We start from the raw sequence: 26160 nt of genomic DNA, 5'->3' as shown, positions 1-26160 counted from the left end.
TTTCTCTATCGGCCGAGGTCCTCGTGCGCGCTCGACAGATGGCGGGAGGCAAGCGCGGCGAGCAGGGAGAGTTCGCCCGCCAGCGCGCCGACCGCGATGATCTCGGCGAGTTCGTCGGCGTTCGACCCTGCGGGGTCGCCGCCGCCGCGAACGCCGAGGACGTCCAGCGCCTCGGCCTGTGTGGGCAGTTTCGTCCCTCCGCCCACTGTGCCGACTTCGAGACTGGCGATGCTGACGCTCGCATAGAGGCTGTCGCCGCGCTCTTCGATGGTCGTAATCGCGTTCGATCCCTCGACGACCTGCGCGGCGTCCTGTCCGGTCGCGAGGAAGGCGGCGGCGACGACGTTTGCGGCGTGGGCGTTGAAGCCGAGACTGCCCGCCTTCGCGCTCCCGACGAGGTTCTTTCGGGTGTTCGCCTCCTGGATGGCTTCGGGCGTCGTACCGAGTCGCTCCTCGACCAGTTCCCGATCCAGTTCCACGTCGGCGGTGACGCTCCGCCCGCGGCCCTGGACGGCGTTGATCGCCGCGGGCTTTTTGTCCGAACAGAGGTTGCCCGAGAGCGCAACGAGATCCGCCGGGGTCTCCCTCTCGACGAGTTCGCAGGCCTTGCCGGTCGCAATGGTCGCCATGTTCATCCCCATCGCGTCCTTCGTGTCGTAGGCGAAGCGGAGGTAGACCGAATCGCCGACGACGTAGGGTTCGATGTCGAGCAGTTCGCCGTGGCTGGTCGTCGACTCGGCGGCCTCGCGCAGGCGGTCGGTGTTCTCCGCGACCCAGTCGATCACTGCCTTTGCCTCGACGATACCCTGGACGCGGAAGACGGGTGCGCGGGTCATCCCGGATTTCGTGACGCGGGCCTGCGCCCCATCCGCCGAACGGATCGCGGAGAGGCCACGGTTGACGCTCGCCAGCAGTGCGCCCTCCGTCGTCGCTAGGGGCAGGTAGTACTCCCCGGATGCGGCCCCGCCGTCGACCGCTACCGGGCCGACCACGCCCATCGGTAGCTGTGCGCCGCCGATGGCGTTCTCGATGTTCGGTTCGGCGTCGGCCGCGTCGAAAGCGTACTCGCCGACGGTCGACAGATCGGCCCCCGTCTCGCGCTCGACCACCAGGCGGCGCGCCGTCACAGCAGTCTCGTGATCGGTATGCTCTTCCAGTTCGTGCAGGCGCAGGTCGCCGTTCAGGACGCGGTCGGCGAGGTCGGCAGCGTCGGTCATGGTACGGGCATGGCCTGCCCGGCCCCTAACAGTTGCTCTTTCCGGCCGGTCGGACCGCTCGTCGACGTACACACCGCTCATCGGCTTATCGAACTCGAAGCGACAGACTACAGAATACGAAGTAATAAGCTATGCTTTTCGAAGTATGGACCGAAACACCGTTGTCGAACGCCCGAATACACCTCACTCGATGACGACTGTCCGTGATCTCTCCCCCGACGACGCCCCGGCACTGACCGCCCTCTACGAGGAGTACGAGTAGTGGGAGGACCGTAACGTCGAGGACGTCCGCCGCGCGCTCGCCGGGACGGAGGTCGCCGTGGGACTCGAAGCGGACGGCGAACTCGTGGCCTCGGCGCGCGTGCTGACCGATTAAACCTACTACGCGAACGTCTTTGACGTGCTAGTCGCGACGGACTACCGCGGGGAGGGCCTCGGCGAGACGCTGATGACGGCGGTCGTCGAGCATCCCGACCTCCAGGAGGTCGCCGGGCTCTCCCTGCTCTGTCGGCGCGGGCTAGTGCCGTACTACGAATCGGTCGGCTTCGATCTGTTCGACCCCGAGATGGAGGTGCCAGAGGGCGGTGTCGAACCGCTGGTGCGGATGACCTACTCACAGGCGTAATCACTCCACACGCCCGCCGAGCAAGCCCGGAGTGTTTTTGTCGTCGCCGCGCCTACGTCGACCCGATGCAACTGGGCTTTTTCGAGTCGCTGACGATGGTCGGCGCGCTCGCCGTCGCCATTCCGATGGTCTACGCGGGCAGTAACATCTATCTCGCCGGCAACTCGATCGGACTGCTGTTCGTCGGTCTCGGCGTCGTAATGGTGCTCGCGGAACGGTTCCTGACGACCCCGTTCGACGTGCCCTCGATCGTCGCGAAGAAGACCGTCGGACGGTTCATCCGGGACCCCGACGAGGCTGACTCCGACGCGCCGCCCGAGCACGAGTGATCGCATAGTATATTTCTTCAATTTTACTGCAACACCAACGGCTATGCAAATGTATTTATCATCCGTCCACAGACGGATCCGTATGGCTCTTCGATCGTTCGCCGGTGAACTCGGGATGGCGGTGTCCGTATTCGTCGGCCTCGTCGGCTTTTTCGCCGTACTGCTCGTATTGAACGTCGTCCTCTCCCCGTTCGGAATCGACGACCAGACGATCGGTATCGCCGCTGCCGTCGTCTTTTTCGCGTCGTTCTGGGCGATGGGACTGAAGTATTTTCTCGGTTCGTCCTGATCAGTCGCCGACCTGCATCCCCGGCGGATACTCGACGACCGGCCGTGCGCCGTCCTCTTCGACGAGTATCAGATCCCCCACAGCCACGTAGCCGTGCTCGGATGTGGCCAGTCCCGGCCGGAGCGCCAGCACTGTGCCGGCGGGGAGTTCGGCCGTCCCGTCGACAGGCGGCGACTCGTACGGGTCGAGGCCGACGCCGTGGCCGAGGTTCGCGATGACGTCGCCGGACTCCGGCGACGGGTCGAAGCCGTATGCGCCGAGTTCGGCGACCAGTTCGCGGTGGAGTTCGCCCGTCGTGACGCCCGCCCCCGCGTCGAGCGTCGCCAGTGCGGCAGACCGGGCGTTCGTCACTGCGACGTGGGCGCGGCGGTTCCAGCCCCCATCGCCGTCGACGACGAGAGTGCGAGTGAGGTGACCGTGATAGCCTGCTGGCACCCGCGGTGCAACGTCGACCGTAACCGTCGCGGCTTGCGGAATCGGTACGTCGACGCTCGGCGTCTCGGGCGGCCCGCCGACGCCGACCCGTGTGGTGCCGCTCGGGAGGCCACCTGCGGCGACCATCGCCTCGTCGATAGCTCCTCGCAGGCGAGTAGCCGTCAACAGTTCGCCATCCCAGAGTAGCCGATTGCCGGAGTGCTCCGCCTCGGCGAGCACCGCGCGTGCCCGGTCGACTCCTTCGACGGCGACGCCCTGTGCGAACGTGGTGCGGGTCTGCTCCCACTCCGTTTTCTCCCGGCGGGCGCGCTCGACGACGTCGCTCGACGCCAGTTCGTAGCCCGCCTCTTCGAGATAGAGCGCGGCGTCGTGAGGAATCGGCGGGGGGACGAGAACGGTTCCCGTCGTCTCTCCCGATTGTTCGTCGAGCACGCTCGCCGCCGCCTGCCCGGGATGTCGGCGTCGTGCATCGAACCGCCGGACCATGCTGGAGAACTCCGGGACGCCCTCGACCGTCGTCGGCAGACAGAGCACTGCCGCTTTCGAGGTGTAGACGAACGCGACAGGTGTAGCGCCGTCGTAGCCGGTGCAGTACCGGATCGACGAGTCGTGGCCCACGTGGACGAATCCGGTGGCGTCGCGCCCAGCGAGTTCGGCAGCCAACCAGTCGAAATCGGCTGTTGCAGGCGCTTTCGATCCGCTCATCCGGCTTACTGTGCTTCGAGGGGCTCTCGTGCTTCTATCAACAGGTCGTCGATGGGCCGCTCGTCGGGTTCGTTGTGGAGCAAGACGTCGATGGGGAGTGTGGGCGCGCCACTGACCAGGTTCTCCATGATGACGAGTCGCTCGCGAGCACGGCTCATCCCGACGTAGAAGACGCGCCGTTCGTTGTCGGTCAGCGTCGGGACGGGGTTGGTCGTCTTCGTGAACTCCTCACAGCCGGGGACGTCGGTCGGATCCTCGACCGTGGCGGCCATCTGCTCGACGACCTTCTCGGTCAGGTCGGTGCCGACGAAGACGTGGTCGGCCTCGCGGCCTTTCGCGCTGTGGATCGTGCCCAGTCGGACGCGCTCGGTGTCCATCCCGATATACTCGCCGACGGCGAAGTAGGCGGTGACGCTCTTTTTCTGGAAACTCGTCACTTTTCGGGACATGTCGGCCGCGGACTTCGGGCCGGGCATGAACGGGACGTGCTCGCCGATCAGGTCCGGTTCGATGGTGAGGTTTACGATGTCGTCGACGCCCGCTTCCTCCTCGCGGTCTTCGATGGCGTCGAACAGTTCGTCGCGGTCGTTCGAGCCGAAGGCCGAATCCGCGAGCATGTCGGCCAGTCGGCGCGCTTCCAGACCGTTGATCGGTTCGTCGGTGTCGAGTGCCTCGATCGCCTGGACGAACTGGGTCAGCCGGTCGGTCCACATCCGCTGGTCGGTGAGGACGCTGAACGGGATCCCTTCGGTGATGAACTCGTCGATGAACTGGAACATCTGGTAGCGCGCCCGGAACAGCAACATCACGGTCTCCTCGTCGGTCTCATCGACCGTCGCGCGGACCTCCCGAACCAGGTCGAGCATGGAGGGGCTTTCCTCGCCCTGTACGACGCCGCCCTCCTTGCGCGGGTTCAGGTCCTTGTCCTGGCGCTGGTCGATATGTTGGATCTCCCGGTTGACGACGTTCAGGACGTTCGAGGGGAGCCGGTAGGAGTTCGGCAGAATGACGTCCTCGTCGACTTCCTCGTCGAGCAGCAGGGCGGGATCGGCACCCTGCCAGGAGTAGACGACCTGATCGTCGTCGCCGGCGATCAGCACCTTCTGCATGTACGGTTTCCACTCCTCGTAGACGCCGTACTGCAGTTTGGTGATGTCCTGAAACTCGTCGATCACCAGGTAGTCGACGTTCGGGAGGAGGGAGCGCTGTTTGACGCGTTCGAGCATGTCGGCGAAGCCGACGACCCCCTGATCGCCCTTGTAGTTCCGCCAGGCACGGATCGCTTCGGGAACGTCGACACGGTCGTCGTCGCTCGGCCAGGTCGGCGTGTACTTCCCGCCGTCCTGTGCGTTCGGATCGACGTCCGGCGGCAGTCGGATCTCCTCGACGTCCCACTTGAACGGTACGTCGTACCAGTCGGAGACGTCACGCTGGGTGCGCTGGAGCCACTGGCTCGTCGCGATGATCTTGTTGCCAAGCGTCGTCGACCGGGCGGTTCGTCGGCCCCCACCGCCGTACTCGTCCTCGAACTCGATACCGTAGTCCTCACAGAACTCCTCCTTGTCGGACTCGCCGACGACGTCGTTCCGGGAGAGATCGAGCAGTTCGTAGGCCTTCGCGTGCATCGTGCAGACGTTGCCCTTGAGTGCTCGTGGGTTCTCGTCGAGTCGCTCGGCCAGCCGTTCGCGGATCTCCGCGGCGGCGGCCCGTGTGTAGGAGACGACGAGCACGTCACGCTGGCTCACCGTTCCGTCTTCCAGAAGGTCTTCGACCCGGTCGAGAAGCGCCGTCGTCTTCCCGCTTCCAGGACCACCGAACAGGCGGGTGACGGACGTATCGGCTGCAGTCATTACACAGTATCACTATACGAAACACTATAAGCCCCGTGGCTTCGCTCTGGGCCTATCAGCGGTCAGTTCCCCCGGGACGAGCGGGCTTCGCGGACGTCGCTTCCCTCCCGAATCAGGTCGTCACACTGCGGGCAGACCCGCGGTTCGTCAACGCCGCGGGGCGTGAACACTCGCGCGTAATCGACTGTGACAAACGAATTGCAGTTCTGACAGTGTGGCATGCGTTCTCCAGAGGAACGTGAGGAAGCCATCTATATAATTTTACTGGCGATATCGGCCTAAGAATTACAGATGGCTTCCCGGAGCGAACGGTCGAACGCGACGGCATGGGCTCCGGCACTCACAGAGGCACTGCTCCGGAGCACGATTGCAAAAAAACGTCGAACAGCGAGTCGTCTCTCCTTCGTTACGGTCGGGTCGGCGACCAACCACAGACGGAGCAACTGGATGCGTCTTCGTCGTGGAGACCGCCACATTCCGGACACTGTAGCTTGTTATAGTTCCGCTCCCATCCTACGGGTTCTGTTTCGTGGCCGTGACGTGAAAGGAAGTTGTCGATCAGATCGTCTCCGGCATCGTTGGGTGCGGACGCCATACACGGTACCTGTTCACACACCACGCTAATAAAGCTTGGTGGCCGGGAAACCCTTGCCAGTTCCTCCGCAAACCAACGGATCCGTGGACGAACGTACAACTATCTATAGTAATATGGCAAGTTTGTCACACCTAATAGCTCGCTCCGTCGGACGGTCCTGTCGGTGATACACGACTGACGGCAGTACAGTTCGGATCAGGCCTCTTCGAGGTCGAACTCCCAGGCGCGATAGCCGCCTTCGAGATTGAGCACGCGAGCGTCCTCGTCGACGCCCTCGTACGATTCGAGCATCCGTGCGGCCTTCTGTGAACTCTTGCCGACCGGGCAGACGACGACGATTTCGTCGCCCCAGTCGTGCTCGTCGACGCGCTGGGGGAGTTCGGGGAACGGAACGTTCTCGGCGCCGGGGATGTGCCCTCGGGCGAACTGGGGCGGCCGGCGGATGTCGACGACCTGCAGGTTGTCGCCGTTCTCCAACTTCTCGTTGACCGTTTCGGGTGCGATATCCTCGACCATCAATATCGGTTGTTCGGTTCGATTCGGGTAAAGGGCTTCGGCAGCGCGATGTTCTGCCGATCCGCTGTCGGAGTGCCCTCCTGAACCGTCCCGTTTATTCGAGTCCTGGTCCAAACAGTACGTATGAGCGATCTGAACCTCGACCCGGTCCAACTGGACCGGTACTCTCGGCACGTCATCATGGACGACGTGGGACCGGACGGGCAAAAGCGCCTGCTCGACGCCTCGGTGCTCGTGATCGGTGCGGGTGGGCTTGGCGCGCCAATCATCCAGTATCTTGCCGCGGCGGGCGTCGGCCGCATCGGCATCGCCGACAACGACGTCGTCGAGCGGTCGAACCTCCAGCGCCAGGTGATCCACGGCGACGACGACGTCGGCCGGCCGAAAGTCGATAGCGCCGCCGAGTTCGTCGCGGAGCTGAACCCCGATGTCGACGTCGATAAACACGAGACTCGCGTCACCACGGAGAACGTCAATGCGCTGATTGCCGACTACGACCTCGTGATCGATGGCAGTGACAACTTCCAGACGCGCTATCTCGTCAACGACGCCTGCACGCTTGCCGGGGTGCCGTTCACCCACGGTGCAATCTTCCAGTTCGAGGGCCAGATCACCACGTTCCCCGCGACCGAGGACTCACCGTGTTACCGCTGTGTGTTCCCCGAAGCGCCGCCGGATGGGATGGTGGCCGACTGCGCGACGGCGGGCGTGTTGGGCGTGTTGCCGGGCACAGTCGGCTGTATCCAGGCGACCGAAGCGGTGAAAATGATTCTCGGCCAGGGCGACCTGCTCGATGGTCGACTCCTGTTTTACGACGCGATGGCGATGGAGTTCGACGAGGTCGAGATCCGCAAGAATCCGGACTGTCCGGTCTGTGGCGACGACCCCGCTATCGAGTCCGTCCACGACGTCGAATACGTCGAGACGTGCTCGATCGGTGCCGACTGAGTTCTGTCTCGTGCTCCGTGGCGCTACGCACTGTTGCTCGCGACCGACTGCCGGTATCCCTCGCGCGCCTGATACACGAAGACCGCAAGTACCGACACCACGACGGTTCCCCAGATAACGTCCTGTTGCACGCCGGAGACGGTATCGGTGAACATCACCGAGAGAAGACCGAGCATGAGAACGACGACGCCCATCCGCGAGGCGCTGGAGACGGAGTCGTCGACGCGCATCAGATACGCTTGCGGGGCTACGTATCCGAATGCGACAAAGAGCAGGAACGCAACGACTGCGCCCCAGTCGGCGGGCATCCCGACCGTCGCTTCCACGGCGGTCAGCACTCCGAGGGCGGTGATTGTTGCCAGAGCGGACACTACGACGACGGCGTTTTCTCGGGAGGGCATACCCGACAGTTCGATAGGAATGATAATAAGCTTACCTTTCACGGCCGGAGTCCTCCCAGTCCGAAACTCCGACCGAGAGCGCCTGCAGAGACGAGTCCCGTGGCGAAAGCCTATTATCGTGCTCGCAAAGGTGGACGTATGAGCGAGAGCGCCGGACACGCGGCCGAGCGCGTGACCCTGGCACGGCTTCCGTCGGGGACGGAGATTTCGACGACGATCCACCGGTACGAGGGCGACGAATCGGGGCCGACGGTGTACGTCCAGGCCGCTCAGCACGGCCGGGAGATCAACGGGACCGAGGTGCTCCGGCGAGTTCACGACCGGCTTGCCGCCGACACTCGCGCGGGGACGGTGATCGCAGTCCCTGTGGCGAACCCGCTAACCTTCGATCGGGTCTCCTACACGACGCCCGAACAGCTAGACAGCGTCAACCCGAATATGAACCGCGTCTGGCCGGGCCACGACGAGGGGACGCTCCACCAGCGGATGGCCGCCGAACTCTGGGAGTACGCCGGTGATGCCGACATCGTCGTCGACCTGCACACGGGAAGCCCGGATATGTACCCACACGTCGTCTACACGGAGGGCGACGACCGCTCCAGATCGCTGGCCGAGACGTTCGGTACCGACCTCCTGCTGGCGGAGCCATCTGGCGAGGACGCCCCCGACGAGTGGCAAGAGCGCGGCTTCGGCGGGAAACTCCGGGTCGCCGCGGCCCGCGAAGGGATTTCGGCGATCACACCCGAGTTAGCACACAACAAACAGTTCGTCGAATCCGCAATCGATACCGGCGTGACGGGCCTGTTCAACGTTCTCCGCGAACTCGATATCCTGGCGGGGTCGCCAGTCGAAAACGGCAAGAGACAGGACGCGCGCAACCACCTTGGCAACGTCGACGCAACTGGATCGGGGCTGTTTCGGGTCACCGGCGATTACGAACTCGGTGAGACGATTCCCGAGGGGTCGACGCTCGGGACGGTGTACGATCCGGCGACCTACGAGACGCTCCAGACCGTCCGTACGGAGCGTGAAGGCGTCCTCTACGCGCTCACCCGAGAGGCGACAGTAACGGTCGGCGATCGGCTTGCGGGTATCGCCGTCGTCGACTAGAAGATGTTCGCCTGCCGGTAGACGTTGATGCCGTCGTCCGTAATCTCGTAGGGTTTGGTCTCCCGGGAGTGGTTGGCGTCGCGGATCTTCTGGATCTCGATGGCGAGTTGTGTCTCCCGGAAATCGGAGGGGCGGATGTACTGCAGGACGAAGACGGCGTCGGTGAGATACTCGACGATGCCGTGGCGGGAGGCGAACGCCGACTCCTCGCTCGCCTCGCTGGTCAGCAGCGTCGTGACGCCCGCTTTCTTCAGGCTCTTGGTGAAGCCGTAGATCTCGTTTCGTCTGGCCGCGCGGTCGTCGTACATCATCTCCAGCAGCGAGACCGAGTCGAGCACGAGTCGGGACGCCCCGAACTCGTCGATGAGTCGCGGGAGTTCGCTCCGGATGCTCTGAAGGCTGTTTGCCATCTCGACGGGGTCGATGTCGACAACTGCCAGATCCCCGTCTTCGGCGTACTCGTCGAAGGAGAACCCCTTCTCGGTCGCACTTCGGATGACGCGCCGGCGTGACTCCTCCAGGGTGATGTAGACAGCGCGCTCGCCGTTTCGCAGTCCTTCCGCGAGGAACTGCAGGCCGAGCGTCGTTTTCCCCGTCCCGGCGCTCCCGATGGCGACCATCAGCGCGCGGGCGGGGATGCCGCCCTGCACCATCGCATCGAGGCCTTCGATGCCGAGGGCGATCCGGTCGATATCCGAGTCGGGATCCCCCTCGAACCCGCCGCCGCCGAGCGTCTCGAAGTCGTCGGCCCCCATCTCAAACTCCCCGTCGATGTCGAACTCCTCGTCGATATCCAGGTCGTCACCGTCGGCGGAGACGTCATCGGACTCCGCTGGAATGTCGGGAGCCTGGCCGAGCGCGTCGCCGAACCCCCGATCGAACAGTCCGCTATCGCCCGCCCCCTCGTCAGTACCAGGATCCGTCTCGTCGACCGTTCTGGCGTCCCGCTCTGCGTTCTGGAGGCTCTCCAAGGGGTCCGGCTTCTCGTCCACGGCTATCTCTTCGAACGCGTCTTCGAGGTCGTCGGCAGCCTGATCCACCGACGAGGACCGTGCGGCCACCTCGTCCGCTTCGTCGTCTTCGCTTCCTGGCGCTTCGGCGTCGTCTGCATGCTCGTCGGCCTCCTCGAGAGCCCACTCGCCCGAGAAGAGGTCCTCCGCGTCGCCCTCTTCCGCTGCAAGCGCCTGCTCGAACCAGTCGTCGTCCTCGTGGTCGGGATCCGTCTGCGCTTCCTCGGGGTCGTCGTTCTCGTGACCGGAACCGTCGCCCTCACTCACGACGCCCACCTGCGGTTTCGGCAGTATCGGTAGCCCGGCAGTGGCTCCCAGCAGTCGCTGGAGATGGTCCGTTACCCGGGCGCAACCCTCCTGACGCGTTGAGCGTGTTCGTATGGTTCATATCGGTTCCGATAGCATCGCTGGACAACGGCCGTACTATCTCCAATCAGACACCGGGTCCTGATTAACTTTGCTCCAGTCCCGCCGTCAACGGGGGGCTTTTTACTCCCCGCATGCTACCCGACTCCATGTACGTCGGGATTGTCGCACAGCGGGACAACGAGCAGGCAGTGAGTCTCGCGGCCGAACTAGTCGGGACGCTCGAAGCGGACGATCTGACGACGACGCTCGACACCGCCACCGCTGGCGCACTCGACCGTCCCGGAGTCGACGTCAACGAGATGGCCGAGTGTGATCTGGTCGTCTCCATCGGCGGCGACGGCACCTTTCTGTACGCCGCCCGTGGCGCGGGGTCGACGCCGATCATGGGCATCAACCTCGGCGAGGTCGGCTTTCTGAACGCCATCGCGCCAGCCGATGCCATCGAGGCCGTCACCGCCGAAGTCGAACAGCTCCGCGAGACGGGCCGGGCCCGCTCGCGAGAGATACCCCGCCTCCGGGCGAGCAACGGTGACTGGTCGCTCGAACCGGCGATCAACGAGATAGCGTTTCAGGGTCCCCAGCGAGGCCATGGTAACGGGGCCGACTTCACCGTCCGCGTCGATGACGAAGTGTACACGACCGGCCACGCGGACGGCGTGCTCGTCTCGACGCCGACCGGTAGCACTGCGTACAACCTCAGCGAGGGTGGTCCGCTGGTCCATCCCTCTATCGAGGCAATCGTCCTCACCGAGATGTGTCCGACGGACTCGATGCCGTCGCTTGCTGTCGACATCGACAGCACAGTGTCGGTCTCCGTTTCGGGCGCCGAGGAGGCGTTCGTGGTCAGCGACGGTCGGACCAGAGAGCGGATCGATCCGCCGGCCACTGTCACCGTCAGTACGGCCGAGGTCCCGGTCAGAATCGCAGGGGGAAGCGTCGACTATTTCGAGGCGCTGAAGAAACTGGAGTGACCCTCTCGGCGAGTAGCAGAAGTGCCCCTATCGAAAGGACTAATCAGTTGACACCCTTAAAACGGTTCGATGAGTGAGCAACTGCCGGACGTCCAAGCGACGCGCCCGGACGTTACCGTTGGCCTGAGTCAGGTCGGCGTCACGGATGTGGAGAAACTGGTCAAACTCGCCCGCCCCAACAAGCGCCCTATCGTGCTGATGGCCGAGTTCGAAGTGTTCGTCGATCTGCCCTCCTGGCGCAAAGGCGCCGACATGAGCCGAAACATGGAGGTCATCGACGAGACGCTCGAGGACGCGACCCGGGACGAGGCCTACCGCGTCGAGGACGTCTGTGGCGACGCCGCCGAACGTCTGATCGAGAAACACGAGTACACCAGCGAGGTTACCGTCGCGATGGAGGCCGAACTCGTTCAGCGCGAACAGACGCCGGCCTCCGACAAGGAGACCCAGAGCACCGTCGATATCACTGCGAGTGCAACGGCGACTGAGGACGGGACTCGTGAGATGATCGGTGTCGACGTCACCGGGATGACGGTCTGTCCCTGCTCACAGGGGATGTCCGAATCCCGCGCCCGCGACAAACTCGAAGAACTAGATGTAGATGCCGACGCAGTCGAGGAGTTCCTCGACGATGTCCCCCAGCCGGGACACTCCCAGCGCGGCCACGCCAAGATCACTATCGAGAGCCCCGGCGCACCCGAAGTCGACCTGCGCGACCTGATCGAAGTCGCCAAAGACTCGATGAGCGGTCGGATCTACAACATGGCCAAACGCCCTGACGAGGACCACATGACCTACGAGTCCCACGCCGACGCCAAGTTCGTCGAGGACTGCGTCCGTGCGATGGCCGAGGGCGTCGTCGAAGAGTTCCCCGACCTGGGCGACGACGCGGTGATCTCCATGCGCCAGTCCAACGACGAGTCGATCCACCAGCACAACGCCCACGCCGAACGACATATCGGGATGGGCCAACTCCGCGCGGAAGTCCGGAACTGAGCCCCCGGCGTCTGACGGACGCTATTTTATAACCGGTCGGCTGTACCCGGACAATACCGTTGCCGATGGTGGGTGAGGCCGGACGCGTCGAGCGTAACTGGGAACTCGATCCCGCCCCGAGCGGCTGTGAGGACGGCGAGAACTAGAACGAGAGGGTTCGGGCGTCTTCCCAGCGCGGGACGAACTCGTCGTGGATGTTGGTCGCAAACTCTGGGTCTTTCAGATCGATCATGCCGAACGTATCGTTTGCCGCCAGCGGATGGGGAACCTGGATACAGACCTCGACGTCGTCGATGATGTTGAACGTCCCCGTCACGTCATCGCTGACCCGAACCTCGTAGTCGGGGCTGGGCGAGAGCGTTTCGCGGTGGCGCTCGCCGACGGTCTCGGGCAGGGAATCGACTAGCCCGGGCGTCATCAGCACCTTGATGTCGATGCCGCGGTCGATAGCGGCTTCGAGTTGTTTTGCGACGAGCGTTCCGATGTCGCCCTGATCGAACAACGAGGTCTGGTCGGAGGCGACGACGACGATCCGTTCGTCGGCCGCCGAGAGTCGCTCGACGAGCAGGTCGGCGGTCTCTTCTGCGCCGACTGCGGCCGTCCAGAACTGGTCTTCGACCGGCTCTGCGGCGTGGAGTTCGGTCGCCAGATCGTCGACGATCTCCTCGTACTGGTCGGCCTTCTCTTCGAGTTCGCGTTTCTTGTCGTCGAGCAGTCGATCGAGCGCAGTCGAGGGCTCGACGGCGACGTACTTTTTCGGCCTGCTCGCGGTCTGGGTCCGGACCAGGTTGTACTGTTCGATACTGTTGAGCACGTCGTAGATCCGGCCCATTGGCACGTCACTCACCCGTGACAACTCTTTCGCAGTTGTGGGTCCGGTGTTGAGAAGCGACCGGTATGCACGTGCCTCGTACTCGGATAGCCCGAGATCCCTGAGACTGGCCATACCCCCAAAAAACGCTCGAACAGTATAAACGCACCGACCGTTTGTAATCTATGTTACTCGGTCGAGAGCTCCCGGACGCGACTCTCCAGTTCGGCCGGATCCGCCGCTGGCTCTGCCGAGCGGTCGCCGCGCTGTACGAGTGCAGTGCCGTCCTCGATTCCCGTCGTCTCTGGGACAACGACCTTCTCGTGGTCGCCGACGCGCAGTGCGGCGCGGTGCAGTTCCGAGCCCGCGGAATCCGCGACGTGAATCGTCAGCGTGTCGTGTAGCAGCCGAGCGGTGACCGACCCGAAGCCAGCCACCTGCGGCCCGAAGCGGTCGTACGCGCCGGCGAAGGCTTCGACGGTCTCGCAAGCGACTTCGCGGTACCGATCTTCGCCCGTGATGAGGGCCAGATCGAGCAACGCGTCGGCCATCTCGACGTTGTCGTCGAGCGGCCGGAGCGGCCTGTCGAGCAGGCCCAGCCCCGCTGCGGGGCCGTCGCGGAACGAGCCCTCGGTAAACAGTTCGTCGATGGTCGCGTCGGCGACTGTCCGCGCGAGTTCGACCGTCTCGGCACCGAGGACCTCTCTGGCAGTGAGCAGCGCCGCGAGGGTGTGCGCCTGATCCGACAGGAGGAGGCGTTCGACCGTCTCGTCGCCCTCGTAATGGAGTATCTCCCCCCCGTCGATCAGTTCGGCACGGAGGTGCTCGAGTGCTCGCTCGGCGTACTGGCGGGCCCGGTCCTCGTCGGTGTAGGCGTAGTAGGTCAGCAGGCTATCGATAGCCAGCGCGTTCCGGTCGGCGAAGACCGTTTCGTCTACGGGGGGTGCGTCCTCGCCCTCGCGCTCGGTTGGCTCCAGCGTGTAGTAGCTTGCTCCGCTCCCTGCGGACTGACTGCCGGCGAACGCCGAGCCAGTCCACAGCGTCGTCGTCAGATAGTCGAGGGTGCGCTCTGCCGGCTCTCGGTACTCATCCCGACCGGTGTAGAGATACGCGTTGGAGAGCGCCCGGACCAGCGCGGCGTTCGTGTCCAGTAGCTTCTCGTAGTGTGGGTCCGCCCAGTTCTCCTCGACGGCGTATCTGAAGAAGCCCCCGGCGTACTCGTCGAGCAGGTTCGTGGTGATCGCACTCAGCGTGCGTAGCGCCTGCTCGCGCTCGCGCTTGAGCGCGAACTCGACAGTCCGGGGCATCGGGAACTTCGCTTCGGTCCCCCACCCCCCGGCGCGTTCGTCGTAGGTCTCGTGTAGCGAGCCGAGGAAATGTCGCTCGATGTCCTCGCTTAGCGCGCCCGACGGTGGCCCCTCGCCGTTGACACTGCGCGGGATTCGCCCCGCGGCGGAGCCTTTCGAGTCCCACATCTTCCGGACGCTCGTGATCACCTGGCGCATCCCGTCGGGGCCGAGATAGCCCGATCCGGTCAGTAGCTCGCCGTCCGGCGTGAGAAACACCGTCGAAGGAAAGCCGCCCATGTTGTACCGTTCGCGGACGCGAGGCTGACGGTCGACGTCGACGCGAACCGGCACGAAGCCATCGTTGATGTTCGCGGCAATACGGGGCTCGCTGTACGTCTCCCTGTCCATCTCGTGGCACCACGAACACCACGTCGCCGAGAGCGACAGCAGGATCGGTTTGCCCGCCCGGTCGGCGATTTCGAACGGCTCCGGCCCCCACTCGTGCCACTCGACGTTGGTCCGGGCTGCGTGTTCGTCCATGTCACCGGCTACGCCGCCGCGGGGGTAAGGGCTTCGGGACGGCCTCGGGCCATCTCGGACGGCGCTCCGCGTTTCGGCCGACGAGTATCGAGTGTTAAGCGTTTTCACCGCGGAGCCGCTACCCTGTCGTATGTTCAAGCGGATTCTGGCCCTGCTGATGCTCATCCCGCTGCTTGACTCGGCGCTCCTGGTCGCGCTCGGGTTCTACTGGATCGGTGGGCTCGAGATCGTGCTCCTTGTCGTCTTGACGGCGCTGATCGGGACGCTTGCCGTCCAGGCCGAGGGTAAACGGACGATCCGAAAGCTCCAACGCACCCTCCGGACCGGCAGCGTCCCGACGAACGAACTGATCGACGGCGGCTTCCTGATCGCTGCTGGTGCCTTCCTGCTCACGCCGGGGCTCGTGACGGACCTCATCGGCTTCCTGCTCGTCATCCCGCCGACCCGGATCGCGATCAGAGCCGTCGCCAAGAAGTTCGTCATCGTGCCCTACCTCGACAAGCAGACCGACGGCTTCGCTACTGGCAAGGTCTACACCTTCGGCTTCCCCGAGGACACGTCCGGCGGGGGGATGGGAACCGGATCGGGCCAGACCGAGAGTCCCTTCGATGTCGGTGGGAGCTCCGAGGGGAGCGACGACGACGTCTACGACCTCGGCGACGACTCCTACGACGTCGAGTTCGACGATTCGGACGACTCACCCGACCGCTGACCCCCCCGCAGACCACGGGAGGGCGTCACCTGATGACAGTGATCGGTGGACGCGAAGAAGGAAACGCTTAAACACAAGAGCACACTACCCGATAATGCGTTCGAGGGCCAATAGCTCAATTAGGTTGAGCGCTCGGCTGATAACCGGGAGGTTCGCGGTTCAAATCCGCGTTGGCCCACTCCCTTTCTTTGTGATTCCAAACCCACACACGGGACGGTGTTACTTATAAATACCGCCTTCTCAAATCCATCCATCTCAACAGACGATCTGTTGAAGAGAGATTCAATCTGCCGCTGTCTTGCGATTGACTTCAGCCGAAATTTCAATTACCATACCTTTTAGTGCCTGTAAATCAATTATCTAACATGGAGCTATCACCTCGCCTGCTTGCTTTTCTCGAACACGAAATGGAGCAGATTAAGGATGATCGAGATCGAGACTCGGAAGATCGTCATAATGCTTCCTCAGTGCTTGGACGCATTGAGGGGGAGTTAGAGCTTAAACAAAGTCAGAACATGACCGACGACGTTGACGCGAAAGAACTACTCTCATAAATAAAAAAATCCCACCGAGCGTTAACCCGATGGGATAGCGAACAATCTTCTCCGACTCAATGCGTTCTAATTCGGAAGCAAGAATTGAATTCAAATATATCGCTATCTGAAGTTCGCTTATCCTGTAGCTCCATCCATGGACCCGCTTGTTCACCTTCGCTGCAATACTAATACGGACACTTAGGAACCCAGATTTTCTGATCTCAGAGGAGAAATTTGAGAGAGGGGGTCACATATGTATCCATTCAGTAACCCGGATCAATGTTCCAACCCAATACTAATAATTCTGTTAGTTATCTACTTATTCAGTATATATTATAATTAACCAGAGTAACCGCAGATCTTCCGTGTGCTGGTCCCTGATACATTTATTCAAGAAAAACGCCCCATCCCACTCATAATCTCAAAGAACTTGCTCACGCCCCTCTTATATCCATTAGAATAGATACGAATCCCCATCAAGATCCCCAAAGTACACCAAGCAACAGACCGAGATCCTCATTCTTCCGTCTTGATACTACATCTCTATACTTTAGTTGATACTGAGAGTTTCAATCACGAGTTCTAATTCATTGAGGGCGGGAATATCGTACTCTATTGTAGTCTATTATATTACTACTACTAACTACAGTACTACTATATTATACTGTTATACTATACTACTACTATATTGTACTGTACTATATTATCCGTATTATGGTAATATATATCTACAATATTTTTTACTGAGTAGAGCGGGAGGTAGGTATGAGAACAACACTTAATTTGATTAATATATAAATTCCATCTATTATTTATTTTTGATATATGGGCCGACTCAATGCAAAAGAACACCAGAGACAGATTACAAAGATTTACTCACCAGATTCCTGTGATCAAGAAGGAGATGAGGTCAGCTCAATCTCCGACACTCTCCATATCATAGATCTTCCTTCGAGAAAATCAACCGAGTACTGTTCTCTGCCAACCATTCGGCGTGTGATTCATACTCCGGATCGTATTCAGCAACGAGCGACCAGAAGGATTCGTTATGATTCGACTCTCGAAGATGTGCGAGTTCGTGAACGACAATGTAATCCACCACCTTGGGAGGTGCCATCATCAAGCGCCAGTTCAGGCCAAGTGTTCCCGTAGTCGAACAACTCCCCCACTTTGTACGCTGGTTCCGTATCTCGATCTGCTTGTATTCGACTCCCATCTGCTCTGAATAGTAGTCCGCTTGCTCAACGAGATATTCTCGCGCTTTCTTCCGATACAAGTTTTTGAGTGTCTGCTTGATCGAGGACTGCTCAACCGCACTCTTCCGAAGGCGAATCACATCATCAGTTACAGCATGACTCGTCGCGGATTCGATGATCAACTCTCGTTCTTCTCCGAGATACGGGAACGACTCACCAGCCTCAAAAGAGCGATCTGGAATGTCTTCACGGTAACTGTCGTAGGTACGCTGCTTTTCCATCACCCACGCTGCATTGTCTCGAAGTAGCTCCGACGGCTGGATTTCCTCCGAATCTGGAACGACAACCGTCACGCCGTGTATGTCCACATCAATCCGGGGTTCTGTAGCGTCGTCACTATGACGAACCTCGTATTCAACAGTGTTGCCGAACAGTTCGATCTCATGGAACTGTGACTCAGCCATTGTTCTGAATCAGGTAATCCCGAATGGAGTCCACAAACTCGTCATCGTTCTGAATCAGGTGCCCAAGGTCGTATTCGACGACCAGAACATCCAGCAGGATGCGTTCGATTTCAGCGATGGTCTGTTGGTTCGTTTTCCAGCCGGAGTAAGCACGATCAATACGTTCCTGAAACTGCGAGACGATCTCCTCCGCAACGGCTTCTGCTTGCTCGTCAGAGTCAATCGCTTCTGGAGTCTCCTCTGTCAGATGGGTATAGATAGCGAACTCAGCATTGTCCATCCCTTGCTCATCAGCTTCCTCCTCGACAGTCAGTATCTCCTCCTCAACTGATCTCAGGGCATCAACTGCCTGAGGATCGCTAATATCGTCGCCTTGCCAACGTTCGACTATATCGGTGACGCGCTCACTCAGGCGTTTATACCGCGGGTTCTGGTTCTCTCGTGGATGGAGATGGTCCCGTGTGGCGTGGGCAATCTGTGATGCTTTCACTCCTGGGTTCTCCAAGCCCTCGACGTCTTCGAGATATTCCTCTCCGAGCTTGTAGGTAGGGAAATCGCGCTTGATCTGCGTGATCTCCACGTTATCGCTGATGATCTCACGGGTTTTCTCACGCATATCGTCCTCGGGGTCATCATCTCCGGAGGTAGTTCGCTTGAATGCGACGTGTATCCGACTGAGCCATTTGTACTCCCGGTCAATCCCTTCGTTAACAAGGCGTCCATCGGGAGCGATGGCTTCGTAGAGGTTCTGAAGCCGACGGAAGCCCTGCTTGAAATCACGCCGTTCTGGATGGGTGCTAACACGCTCGACGGCCTCGTAGGTTGCTTCCTGTGTATCGTCTTTGGGTATCCCATCAAAGATCTCCATAACGGACTCCAACTGGTCCACGAGATCGTCATAGAGTTCGTCCTTGTCCTGTGCGGCGTAGGCTTTCGTCTCGGCGTCGTAGTCCAACGCCTCATCTATGTTCTCGAAGACGCCCTGGAAGTCCACGATCTCCCCGTTCTCTTTCCCAGCAGCAGGACGATTCGTCCGGGCAATCGCCTGCATGAGATTGTGGTTCTTCAGGTTCCGATCGAGGTACATCGTCTTCAGTACAGGCGCGTCGAAGCCTGTCAAGAGCATATTGTGAACGACGAGGAGTTTCGGGTTCTCGTCATCCTTGAACGCCTTCACGATACTGTCGCGCTCCTCAGAATCCGTGTGGAACTGTTGAATGAGGTCCGGGTCGTCGTTGGTCGCCGTGTAGAGGACTTCCACTTCATCTTCTCCACGCCGCTCAATGAGGTGTTCTCCGTACATCGCTGCCGACCGTCGGCTTGGAGTGACCACCATTCCCTTCCAGCTGTTTGGGGCAACGTGTTCGTCGTAGTGTTGGTCGATCTCCTCAACAGCTCGATCAACTCGCGGTTCGATTTCTGCGAGTGTAGTGGCGTTAACGTTCTCGCGGATAGCGTCACGCTTCTCCTCGGTCGTGAGGCCTCGGAACTTCTGTTCAAACTCCTCATCTAACCCCGCTTCGTCGATTTCCCACTCCATCTCGTGGCGGAGTGTGAAGTAGACGGGAAGAATCAGGCCGTCGTCGATTCCCTGCTTTACTGAGTAACGGTGCAGGTAGTCTTCCCCCTCGGGAGAGAACTCACGGAACGTGTTCCGATCTTCGTGGCGTTCTCCCTCTCGAACAGGTGTCCCGGTAAAGCCAAAGTGATAGCACTCAGGTAACGCTGCATTGAGGCGGCTACCAAGGTCGGCTTCCATGAAGCGGTGAGCCTCATCAGACATGACTATGACCTCATCATTGCCCTGTTCCTCCGGCTCAACATCCTGGAACTTCTGAATAGTCGTGAGGACAAGCTCGCTTTGCCCCCGCTCAATGAGTTCTTGCAGATGGTCGATACTCTCGGCTTCCGTCCACTGCTCCAGCGAGAGATTCGCCAGCTGGTCGCGCATCTGGCTGTTGAGCTTGTCCGTATCGACGATGATGAACACCTGCGGGCTACGTGCTACATCACGCTTCAGGAGATTCTCAGCAGCGTACAGCATCGTGAAAGACTTCCCGGACCCCTGGGTGTGCCAGATGAGCCCCCGATCGTGTTCACCCTCATCGACGCGATCGAGGATAGCGTTCACGGCGTAGTACTGCATATACCGCGGGACAATTTTCGCATCGCCGCCAGCTCGTCGCTCGTAAAAGACGAACCGCTTGAGTAGATCAAGGAGGTTCTTGGGGTTGCACAATGCCCGTACCGCCTGATGCATCTCGTTGTCAGCCTCGTACTCTGGAGGAGCATCGTTCCACGGCTCGTAGAACTCCTTTGGAGCGCCGATCGCACCGTATCGCAGTTCCATCGTGTCGGCGGCGACGTTGAATAGACCGGGGACGAACAGCCGGGGTACGTCGTCCTCGTAGTCTTTGAGATCGCGGACGGCGTCGTGCCAGTCGTTATCCTGCGCGAGGCTCTTGAGTTCCATCGTCACGAGTGGAATCCCGTTGACGAACAGATTCACGTCCGGGCGGATGGTCGTCTCGCGGGAGACAGAGAACTGATTCACCGCGTGGAAGCGATTGTTCTCAGGGTTCTCGTAGTCGATGAGGTCAACGTAGATCGTGTCGGTCGCCCCGCCATCGCGCTGGACATTAAACTTCTTGCCCTTGGTGAGTAACTGGTAGAACGCGCGGTTGCCTTGCATCAGGTTATCGACGTCGAGGTCGCGGCGGAGGGAGGAAACGAACTTATCGACGTTGTCCTCGGTCACTTCTTCATTCAACGCGATGACCTGCTCGGCAAAGAGATTCCAGTAGATTACCTCATGGCTGTCGCGCTCGTAGGCATCGTCAAGGACGTTCGCACCACGGTCGCCGTCCTGTCCGTGTGTCTCCCATCCGACGCCGTCGAGCCACGAGAGAAGCGAGCGTTCGACGCCACCCTCGGATGGGATGCTAACCATACTGTACGATTTCCTCAGGCACCTCTATGTTAGTGTCGGTTGTGCGGACTGTTCCCGAAAGGAGGTCTTGCATTAGACCGCGTTTGAGACGTTCCTGCTGAGTCTTGACTCTTTTCTCCGTCTCAATCTGTTTGTCAATACTCTCCAGAATAGCAACTATTTTTGATTGTATCTCTACAGGCGGTACGGGAACACGAACCTTTGAGAGGAGGGATTTTGTGAGAGATTTGACTGCTCCCTCCTGAACAAAGCGGCCCATATCCACGTCTGAGAGATAGTAATACAGAAAGAGAGGTTTCACTTCTTCTCCGACAATACCGATTTGGTTGTTGTCTATCGCAGAATCTTGGGCCAATATTCTCCTCTTATTTGTCATTATGGCCGCCCCCCGTTTCGGGAGAATAACTGTCCCCTCAGGTTGGATATTACATCCGACTTCTTCAGCAATCTCTTGCGAGATATAATTTTGCGCCCCTGAAACGTATCTTCGATAGTCATTAGTGTCGCTTACTTTAATAAATGGATAGTCCCCTTCTGAACTCCCCTGATATTCTTTAGGGAACGCATCTCCATTAATCAGAGTGCCTACACTTTCCATAGTTTTCAATTCCCAATCTTTCGGGAACTGTCCCATAGGGGTAGTCTTAGTTTCAGACTGCTCTCCAACACCGTTTCTGAATAGGTTCCTGAGTGTACCCTTCTGTACCCGTCTAAGGCGATTAATAACGTCTTCAGTCTTCTCAATCGCTTGGTCAACGTTGTGGAGTACGGTGGCGATTTTGCGCTGTTCAGAGATTGGAGGGAGCGAGACTCTGAACTTCTCCAAAATAGACTTACTGATATTTTGCTGTCCAGAGCCAGCACTGAGGCTCTCCAACTGTTTTTTATCATGTACCAGTTGGTAATACAGATAGTGCGGAAGTAGACGGTCGTCTGGGATAATACCACAGCAAGCCTGGTTCGTCGTCGCCTCAGTGTCTAACATCGACACCTCGCCCGTGGTAGCCCCATACATCGCAATCAGGACGGTTTTCGAAGGAAAAAGCCGAGCGGTTGATTCTTCCAGACCTTGTTCTGTTATTGACTGTTCAGTAGAGCCGATTTTCAGTTGTCCCAGTTCACCAGTTTTGACCCACGGAATATCACCACCGTAGTATTCGTCTTTGTCAGTGTCCGGGGTCCCTCCGGCTTGTAGTTGTTCGACTAATTTCCTCAGTTGATGTTCTTCCCAAGTTGTCTCTTGAGTATCGTCGTTAGAAGACTCAACAAATTCGTCCAACGTCGCGTCTTCACTCATAGTTCAGTGCCTCCATGTGCTGGTCCATCGTCGCCTCAATCTCGTCGCGTTCGGCTTGGAGTTCCCGGAGTTTGGAAAGTTCTTCCTCAACGTCAATATCTTCCTCCGGCTCCGTGGTATCGACGTATAGCGCGATGTTGAGATTGTAGTCGTTCTCTCGAATTTCGTCCAGCGATACCGTGCGGCTCACGCGCTCCTCGCTCGCCCACTCGCGGAAGTTCTCAACGGCGTGGTCGAGTCCACCCTCAGTGAGAATATTCTGATTCGATTCCTCTCGATAGAACGCGTCGTCTGCGGCGTGTATAAACTGTACTTCACCCTCGCGCTCGGCGGGCTTGTTCGTGTTCAACACGAGAACGGCGGATGGGATCGAGTTGTTCTGGAACAGGTTCTCAGGCAGTCCAACGATGGCCTCCACCATATCGTTCTCCAGCATATGCGTCCGATAGCGTCCCTCGTGCTTGCGGAACAGCACGCCGTGGGGAATGACGATAGCGGCTTTGCCCCCCGCCGCATCGCGCTCGGGACGCTTGAGTTGTTCAGCTATATGCATAATGAAGGCGTAGTCTCCCCGATCTGCTCGCGGAAGTTTCTCGTGCCAATGTTTGAAGCGGCCATACGAATCGTCTTGAAGTTCGTCTTTCGCCCAATCAGCCGAGAACGGGAAGTTTGCCAGCACCCGGTCGAAGCGCGTGAGTTCGCTGTTCTCCTCGTCGGCGAATGCGGGACTCGAAAGGGAGTCCTCGCGCTCTATCTGCCCATCCAGCCCGTGAATGGAGAGGTTCATCTTGGCGATGGCCGCAATGTCTGGGTTGATTTCCTGCCCGCTGAATTTGAGTTTCTTCTCGTCACCGCCCTGGTTCTCGCGATAATACCGTGCGGCCTCGATGAGCATCCCGCCTGAGCCGACAGTCGGGTCGTGGAAGGTCATCCCGTCATCGAAGTCATCGACAAGTCGAACGCAGAGATTGACGATTTGCGGGGGCGTGAAGAACTGCCCACCGGACTTCCCTTCCTCCTCCGCGAAGTGGCGAACCAGATCCATATACGCCTCTCCAAGCATATCTGGGGGAACGCTATTTCGGTCGAGATCGTACGTCGTGAGATGTTCGACGAGTTTCCCGAGCCGGTCGTCATCGAGCGCGTCGGCGTTGATGTAGTCCGCGCGGAAAACGCCCGTCAGTTCGGGGTTCTCCTCGGTGAGCGCCTCGAAGGCTTCGTCCAAGGCTTGGTCAACGTTGTCCGAGACAGAGCGAATGTCCTCCCACAGATGGCCTTCGGGAACAACGGGAATGTCGTAGAGATTCTTCCGATGTGCGAAGTCCTCGCCGTACTCCTCGACAGTCTCAGCGTATTGTTTCTCGAACTCATCGGAGATCGACTTGTAGTAAACGAGCGGTAGGATGTACTCCTTATAGTCGGTTGGATCGACTGCATCGCGGATTATATCGGCACATTTGAACAGATGGGATTCCAGCTCATCCAACGAAATAGTCATGGGCATAGTGTTCCGTTCAATCGTAATATGTCCTGTGATGGGATTCGATAGGTGCTCACAGTAATTCTACAACTCTACTGCTGGTAGCATACGTGCAGATGCCATGATTAAGTTCTATACTCCACTGCATTGAGGGGGAGAGAATACTGAGAGTACCCGCGACTCTGCTCACGGAAGACCGCCTCGATGTGAGTTTGTCTTGTCGCCCTCAACAAGGACTGCATCACATAGCCGACGACGCTTGAGTTCTATATCATCCGAAGAAGATACTCTTTGCCAGTGAGATTCATTTCACCATCAATCCGCTTGTAGAACTCGGGGTGTCCTTCTACCTTTGTATATCCCCAATTCGCACTCGTAATAGTTGATAATATACTTTTAATGGATTTATTAGACTGTTTTGTAGGTCTAATAATTACCCATGTTTTATTCCAGAATTACATCGCATTGAGTGGGGGAGAATTGTTTTACTGAGTTACAATAGGACTTTTTAAATTGTTGGACTTAGTGTCTCGTCTGATTAAGAAGCTAAGAAGAGATCTAATCCCACTCAATGCGTTAGTGTATTGTATTTTGATTGAGAGGGTAATACTCCCTGTCTTTCCGAAGTTTGACGTATAAAGTATATACGTAAGAATTCGGAAACCTACTCCAACTGTCCGAACTCCGTGAAATCCTCCAGTCGCTCGTTCGACCAGTGGTATGCGTTTCCACGGCCTCCCCGTCGATGTGTTACATACCCTTCCTCGTCTAACTCCTGCATCAGCTCACTAACCTGCCGTTTGCCGATCGAAGTCTTTTCTGCGATCTCGCTATTCGTCACCTCATCATCTGGCCACTGTTCCGATTCATTGAGTCCCACGACAACTTCCTGCATTCCCCTTGACCATGTTTTGACTTTCCCGCGTGCGTCAGGAGTTACCCAATAAGGGAGCCGAGACGTATGGACATACACCGTCGCCCCGCGTTCTCCATTACTCGGTGTTCGACCGAATCGCATCACTGCTTGCAGGACTTCCTTTTCAACGACAGCTTGGAATAGTGCATTTCCGAGTGAACCGAAATCGAGATCAACGCCACGGGTTACTCTACCGTCTTCGTCCACTTTCCGTTCGACAGCATCTCCATTGAGAGCGCCCCATCGTTGAATTGCTTCGCTTTCCGGAGGATGTGGACTTCCGATTACCGCTCCCAGTCGTGTTTCGGCGAACTCGTTACTCCCCTTGAGATTTCCATAGTGCTCTGCCGACTCAATGTATTCTTCCAGGGAACTCGATTCGTACTGTTCCTTCGCCTGTTTCGAGGTGATAACTGCTGGACGACTGCCCTCCCGCTCATAGATGCCTTCCAGTAAAGATCCATCCGACCTGATATTGACGTGTGTTCCGCTCTGGTAGGGTTTTGCGCCAGCATTCGTCTGGATGATCTGGAGATCAAGAACGTCTCGAAGATACTCCTGCTTCTCCTCGTCAGATTCAAGAACTTCCTCGTGCTCCAACCAATCACCACCGAGAACAAGCCGCCATTTGGTGATCGTTGGAGTACCGTCAAGGACGACTACGCTTTCCGCATTATAGAGTGGGGGTGGAACAAGAACTGTCCACTCATCCTCTGGACTGCGAACAGCTCTCCGCCCTGATCCAAGTTTTGCGTACTCCCACTCATTCTCCAGCAGTTGAAATTCAAGTCCAGCGTGGGTAAGCAGTGGGGCATGGGCATGGAATCCCGGCCTCCGTTGCAGGTTGACCCGTGTATCTCGATGTGAGTAGAAACCGAGGTCCTCTTTCCACTCCTTGATAGCTTCCTTGTACTCGTCATTACCTCGGCGTCGAATCAGATCCTTCCAGTTCTTGAAGGGGAGATCGTCTTCCTCTTTCAGATAGTTGCTCACCGCTCTCGTGGCCTCAATGTGTGTTGGCTCGAAAAAGTATGCATCACCGGGGAACTCGTCAAATGCGACATACCGATTTTCGAGGTATTTCGGATTATGGGCCTGCAAGTAGTGGCCGATCAGAATGTCGTAGTCATCAGGGTTGAACTCCCGTTTCTCCATATACGAACAGCGACCTTCTCGTTGGCAAGGGAGCGGTTCTCCAAAGTATCGTTGAGCGTTCCGGTGTAGTTCTGCTCCTGAGATTCCTGCGTCATAGACCTCGTTTACCTCCGCCTCAATGGGTTCATCCTCTCCCATTGTTTCGCAAACGTGCTGGAAGGCAGGTAGTTCGAGATAAGATAGCTCTCGGTCAATACACCAGTCTTCGTACTGGTCGTAGAGTTCGTGACGAGAGGTTAAGATCGTGAGCTGGTTGTCGGTGTCGTCTGCCCATTTGATGACGCCGTAGCTTTTACCCATCGCAGGGAGAGCTTCAACAAGGGTGGAGTTGTCCTGTTCAAAGGCAGCAAGAAGTGTTTCATCAAGCCGATCACGCACCTCAGAGCGAGTCAATTCTGCAGTCGAGTGATCAAATAGACTGTCTGCGATATATAGACCGTGGGATGAG

22 protein-coding genes, 1 tRNA gene and 1 pseudogene are annotated in these 26160 nt (G+C 58.8%); 9 read left to right on the top strand and 15 right to left on the bottom strand.

The window, feature by feature from the left end:
- Positions 1 to 5 precede the first annotated feature (5 nt).
- Complete coding sequence (hmgA, locus tag ACFQL3_RS15735; RefSeq protein ID WP_377055996.1) at positions 6 to 1217, bottom strand: hydroxymethylglutaryl-CoA reductase (NADPH); 1212 nt, start codon at positions 1215 to 1217, stop codon at positions 6 to 8.
- Positions 1218 to 1614: 397 nt separating this feature from the next.
- On the opposite strand from hmgA, the pseudogene ACFQL3_RS15730 reads away from it, so the two are divergent.
- The 3 genes and pseudogenes from ACFQL3_RS15730 to ACFQL3_RS15720 all read left to right on the top strand — a co-directional run.
- Positions 1615 to 1842 (top strand): annotated as a pseudogene (locus tag ACFQL3_RS15730) (GNAT family N-acetyltransferase); the annotation flags it as partial.
- A gap of 65 nt (positions 1843 to 1907) precedes the next feature.
- On the top strand, positions 1908 to 2171 hold the full coding sequence (locus ACFQL3_RS15725) for a DUF7533 family protein (protein ID WP_377055994.1): 264 nt from the start codon (positions 1908 to 1910) through the stop codon (positions 2169 to 2171).
- Between the two features lie 82 nt (positions 2172 to 2253).
- Positions 2254 to 2460 carry a hypothetical protein gene (locus tag ACFQL3_RS15720; protein ID WP_377055992.1) on the top strand — a complete coding sequence of 69 codons (207 nt, stop codon included), beginning with the start codon at positions 2254 to 2256 and terminating at the stop codon, positions 2458 to 2460.
- On the opposite strand, the gene ACFQL3_RS15715 is transcribed toward ACFQL3_RS15720, so the two are convergent.
- From ACFQL3_RS15715 to ACFQL3_RS15695, 5 genes are all read right to left on the bottom strand, one after another.
- Positions 2461 to 3600, bottom strand: coding sequence for a M24 family metallopeptidase (locus tag ACFQL3_RS15715; RefSeq protein ID WP_377055990.1), 1140 nt, complete (start codon positions 3598 to 3600; stop codon positions 2461 to 2463). It lies immediately after the preceding gene.
- 5 nt (positions 3601 to 3605) lie between these two features.
- The gene (locus tag ACFQL3_RS15710) at positions 3606 to 5450 is read right to left on the bottom strand and encodes a UvrD-helicase domain-containing protein (protein ID WP_377055988.1); all 1845 of its coding nucleotides are present in this window, start codon (positions 5448 to 5450) and stop codon (positions 3606 to 3608) included.
- A gap of 62 nt (positions 5451 to 5512) precedes the next feature.
- Positions 5513 to 5671, bottom strand: coding sequence for a DUF7563 family protein (locus ACFQL3_RS15705; protein ID WP_377055986.1), 159 nt, complete (start codon positions 5669 to 5671; stop codon positions 5513 to 5515).
- Between the two features lie 185 nt (positions 5672 to 5856).
- Complete coding sequence (locus ACFQL3_RS15700) at positions 5857 to 6045, bottom strand: HVO_0416 family zinc finger protein (protein WP_377055983.1); 189 nt, start codon at positions 6043 to 6045, stop codon at positions 5857 to 5859.
- A 195-nt stretch (positions 6046 to 6240) separates the two neighbouring features.
- Positions 6241 to 6561: a rhodanese-like domain-containing protein gene (locus tag ACFQL3_RS15695; RefSeq protein WP_377055981.1), complete on the bottom strand. Its 321-nt coding sequence runs from the start codon at positions 6559 to 6561 to the stop codon at positions 6241 to 6243.
- A 123-nt stretch (positions 6562 to 6684) separates the two neighbouring features.
- Here ACFQL3_RS15695 and ubaA point away from each other — a divergent pair, with 123 nt between their 5' ends.
- On the top strand, positions 6685 to 7509 hold the full coding sequence (ubaA, locus tag ACFQL3_RS15690; protein WP_377055979.1) for an SAMP-activating enzyme E1: 825 nt from the start codon (positions 6685 to 6687) through the stop codon (positions 7507 to 7509).
- 23 nt (positions 7510 to 7532) lie between these two features.
- Here ubaA and ACFQL3_RS15685 read toward each other — a convergent pair whose 3' ends face one another.
- Positions 7533 to 7910 carry a hypothetical protein gene (locus ACFQL3_RS15685; RefSeq protein ID WP_377055977.1) on the bottom strand — a complete coding sequence of 126 codons (378 nt, stop codon included), beginning with the start codon at positions 7908 to 7910 and terminating at the stop codon, positions 7533 to 7535.
- A gap of 138 nt (positions 7911 to 8048) precedes the next feature.
- On the opposite strand from ACFQL3_RS15685, the gene ACFQL3_RS15680 reads away from it, so the two are divergent.
- A complete protein-coding gene (locus ACFQL3_RS15680) occupies positions 8049 to 9020 on the top strand; it encodes a succinylglutamate desuccinylase/aspartoacylase family protein (RefSeq protein ID WP_377055975.1) in 972 nt (323 codons plus the stop codon).
- Here the strand turns inward: ACFQL3_RS15680 and ACFQL3_RS15675 are convergent.
- Positions 9017 to 10297 (bottom strand): KaiC domain-containing protein, encoded by a 1281-nt coding sequence (locus ACFQL3_RS15675; RefSeq protein ID WP_377055973.1) that lies wholly within the window; start codon positions 10295 to 10297, stop codon positions 9017 to 9019. The genes ACFQL3_RS15680 and ACFQL3_RS15675 overlap by 4 nt on opposite strands.
- 248 nt (positions 10298 to 10545) lie before the next feature.
- Between ACFQL3_RS15675 and ACFQL3_RS15670 the strand changes: the two genes are divergently transcribed.
- Positions 10546 to 11370 carry an NAD(+)/NADH kinase gene (locus ACFQL3_RS15670; protein ID WP_377055971.1) on the top strand — a complete coding sequence of 275 codons (825 nt, stop codon included), beginning with the start codon at positions 10546 to 10548 and terminating at the stop codon, positions 11368 to 11370.
- A 69-nt stretch (positions 11371 to 11439) separates the two neighbouring features.
- Entirely contained in the window at positions 11440 to 12366 is a 927-nt protein-coding gene (gene mptA, locus ACFQL3_RS15665) for a GTP cyclohydrolase MptA (RefSeq protein ID WP_377055969.1), read from the top strand.
- Positions 12367 to 12508: 142 nt separating this feature from the next.
- On the opposite strand, the gene ACFQL3_RS15660 is transcribed toward mptA, so the two are convergent.
- Positions 12509 to 13312, bottom strand: coding sequence for a TrmB family transcriptional regulator (locus ACFQL3_RS15660; RefSeq protein ID WP_377055967.1), 804 nt, complete (start codon positions 13310 to 13312; stop codon positions 12509 to 12511).
- A gap of 53 nt (positions 13313 to 13365) precedes the next feature.
- Positions 13366 to 15006 (bottom strand): DUF255 domain-containing protein, encoded by a 1641-nt coding sequence (locus tag ACFQL3_RS15655; protein WP_377055966.1) that lies wholly within the window; start codon positions 15004 to 15006, stop codon positions 13366 to 13368.
- Between the two features lie 130 nt (positions 15007 to 15136).
- Between ACFQL3_RS15655 and ACFQL3_RS15650 the strand changes: the two genes are divergently transcribed.
- Both ACFQL3_RS15650 and ACFQL3_RS15645 read left to right on the top strand, forming a co-directional pair.
- Entirely contained in the window at positions 15137 to 15718 is a 582-nt protein-coding gene (locus tag ACFQL3_RS15650; protein WP_377055964.1) for an FxsA family protein, read from the top strand.
- A gap of 104 nt (positions 15719 to 15822) precedes the next feature.
- A tRNA-Ile gene (locus ACFQL3_RS15645) sits at positions 15823 to 15896 on the top strand.
- 1295 nt (positions 15897 to 17191) lie between these two features.
- On the opposite strand, the gene ACFQL3_RS15640 is transcribed toward ACFQL3_RS15645, so the two are convergent.
- From ACFQL3_RS15640 to ACFQL3_RS15620, 5 genes are all read right to left on the bottom strand, one after another.
- Positions 17192 to 17914: a M48 family metallopeptidase gene (locus tag ACFQL3_RS15640; RefSeq protein WP_377055962.1), complete on the bottom strand. Its 723-nt coding sequence runs from the start codon at positions 17912 to 17914 to the stop codon at positions 17192 to 17194.
- Positions 17907 to 20864, bottom strand: a complete 2958-nt coding sequence (locus ACFQL3_RS15635; protein WP_377055960.1) for a type I restriction endonuclease subunit R — start codon at positions 20862 to 20864, stop codon at positions 17907 to 17909. The genes ACFQL3_RS15640 and ACFQL3_RS15635 overlap by 8 nt, the downstream gene beginning before the upstream one ends.
- A complete protein-coding gene (locus tag ACFQL3_RS15630) occupies positions 20857 to 22161 on the bottom strand; it encodes a restriction endonuclease subunit S (RefSeq protein WP_377055958.1) in 1305 nt (434 codons plus the stop codon). The genes ACFQL3_RS15635 and ACFQL3_RS15630 overlap by 8 nt, the downstream gene beginning before the upstream one ends.
- The gene (locus ACFQL3_RS15625; RefSeq protein WP_377055956.1) at positions 22154 to 23659 is read right to left on the bottom strand and encodes a type I restriction-modification system subunit M; all 1506 of its coding nucleotides are present in this window, start codon (positions 23657 to 23659) and stop codon (positions 22154 to 22156) included. Before ACFQL3_RS15625 ends, ACFQL3_RS15630 begins: the two co-directional genes overlap by 8 nt.
- A gap of 646 nt (positions 23660 to 24305) precedes the next feature.
- Positions 24306 to 26090, bottom strand: coding sequence for a hypothetical protein (locus ACFQL3_RS15620; protein WP_377055954.1), 1785 nt, complete (start codon positions 26088 to 26090; stop codon positions 24306 to 24308).
- Positions 26091 to 26160: the final 70 nt, after the last annotated feature.

Origin of the sequence: Natronoarchaeum sp. GCM10025321 (assembly GCF_042663585.1) — an archaeon.
Classification (GTDB): Archaea; Halobacteriota; Halobacteria; order Halobacteriales; family Natronoarchaeaceae; genus Natranaeroarchaeum.
Note: the sequence above shows the minus strand (reverse complement) of the source record. Positions and strands in the feature narration are given on the sequence as shown.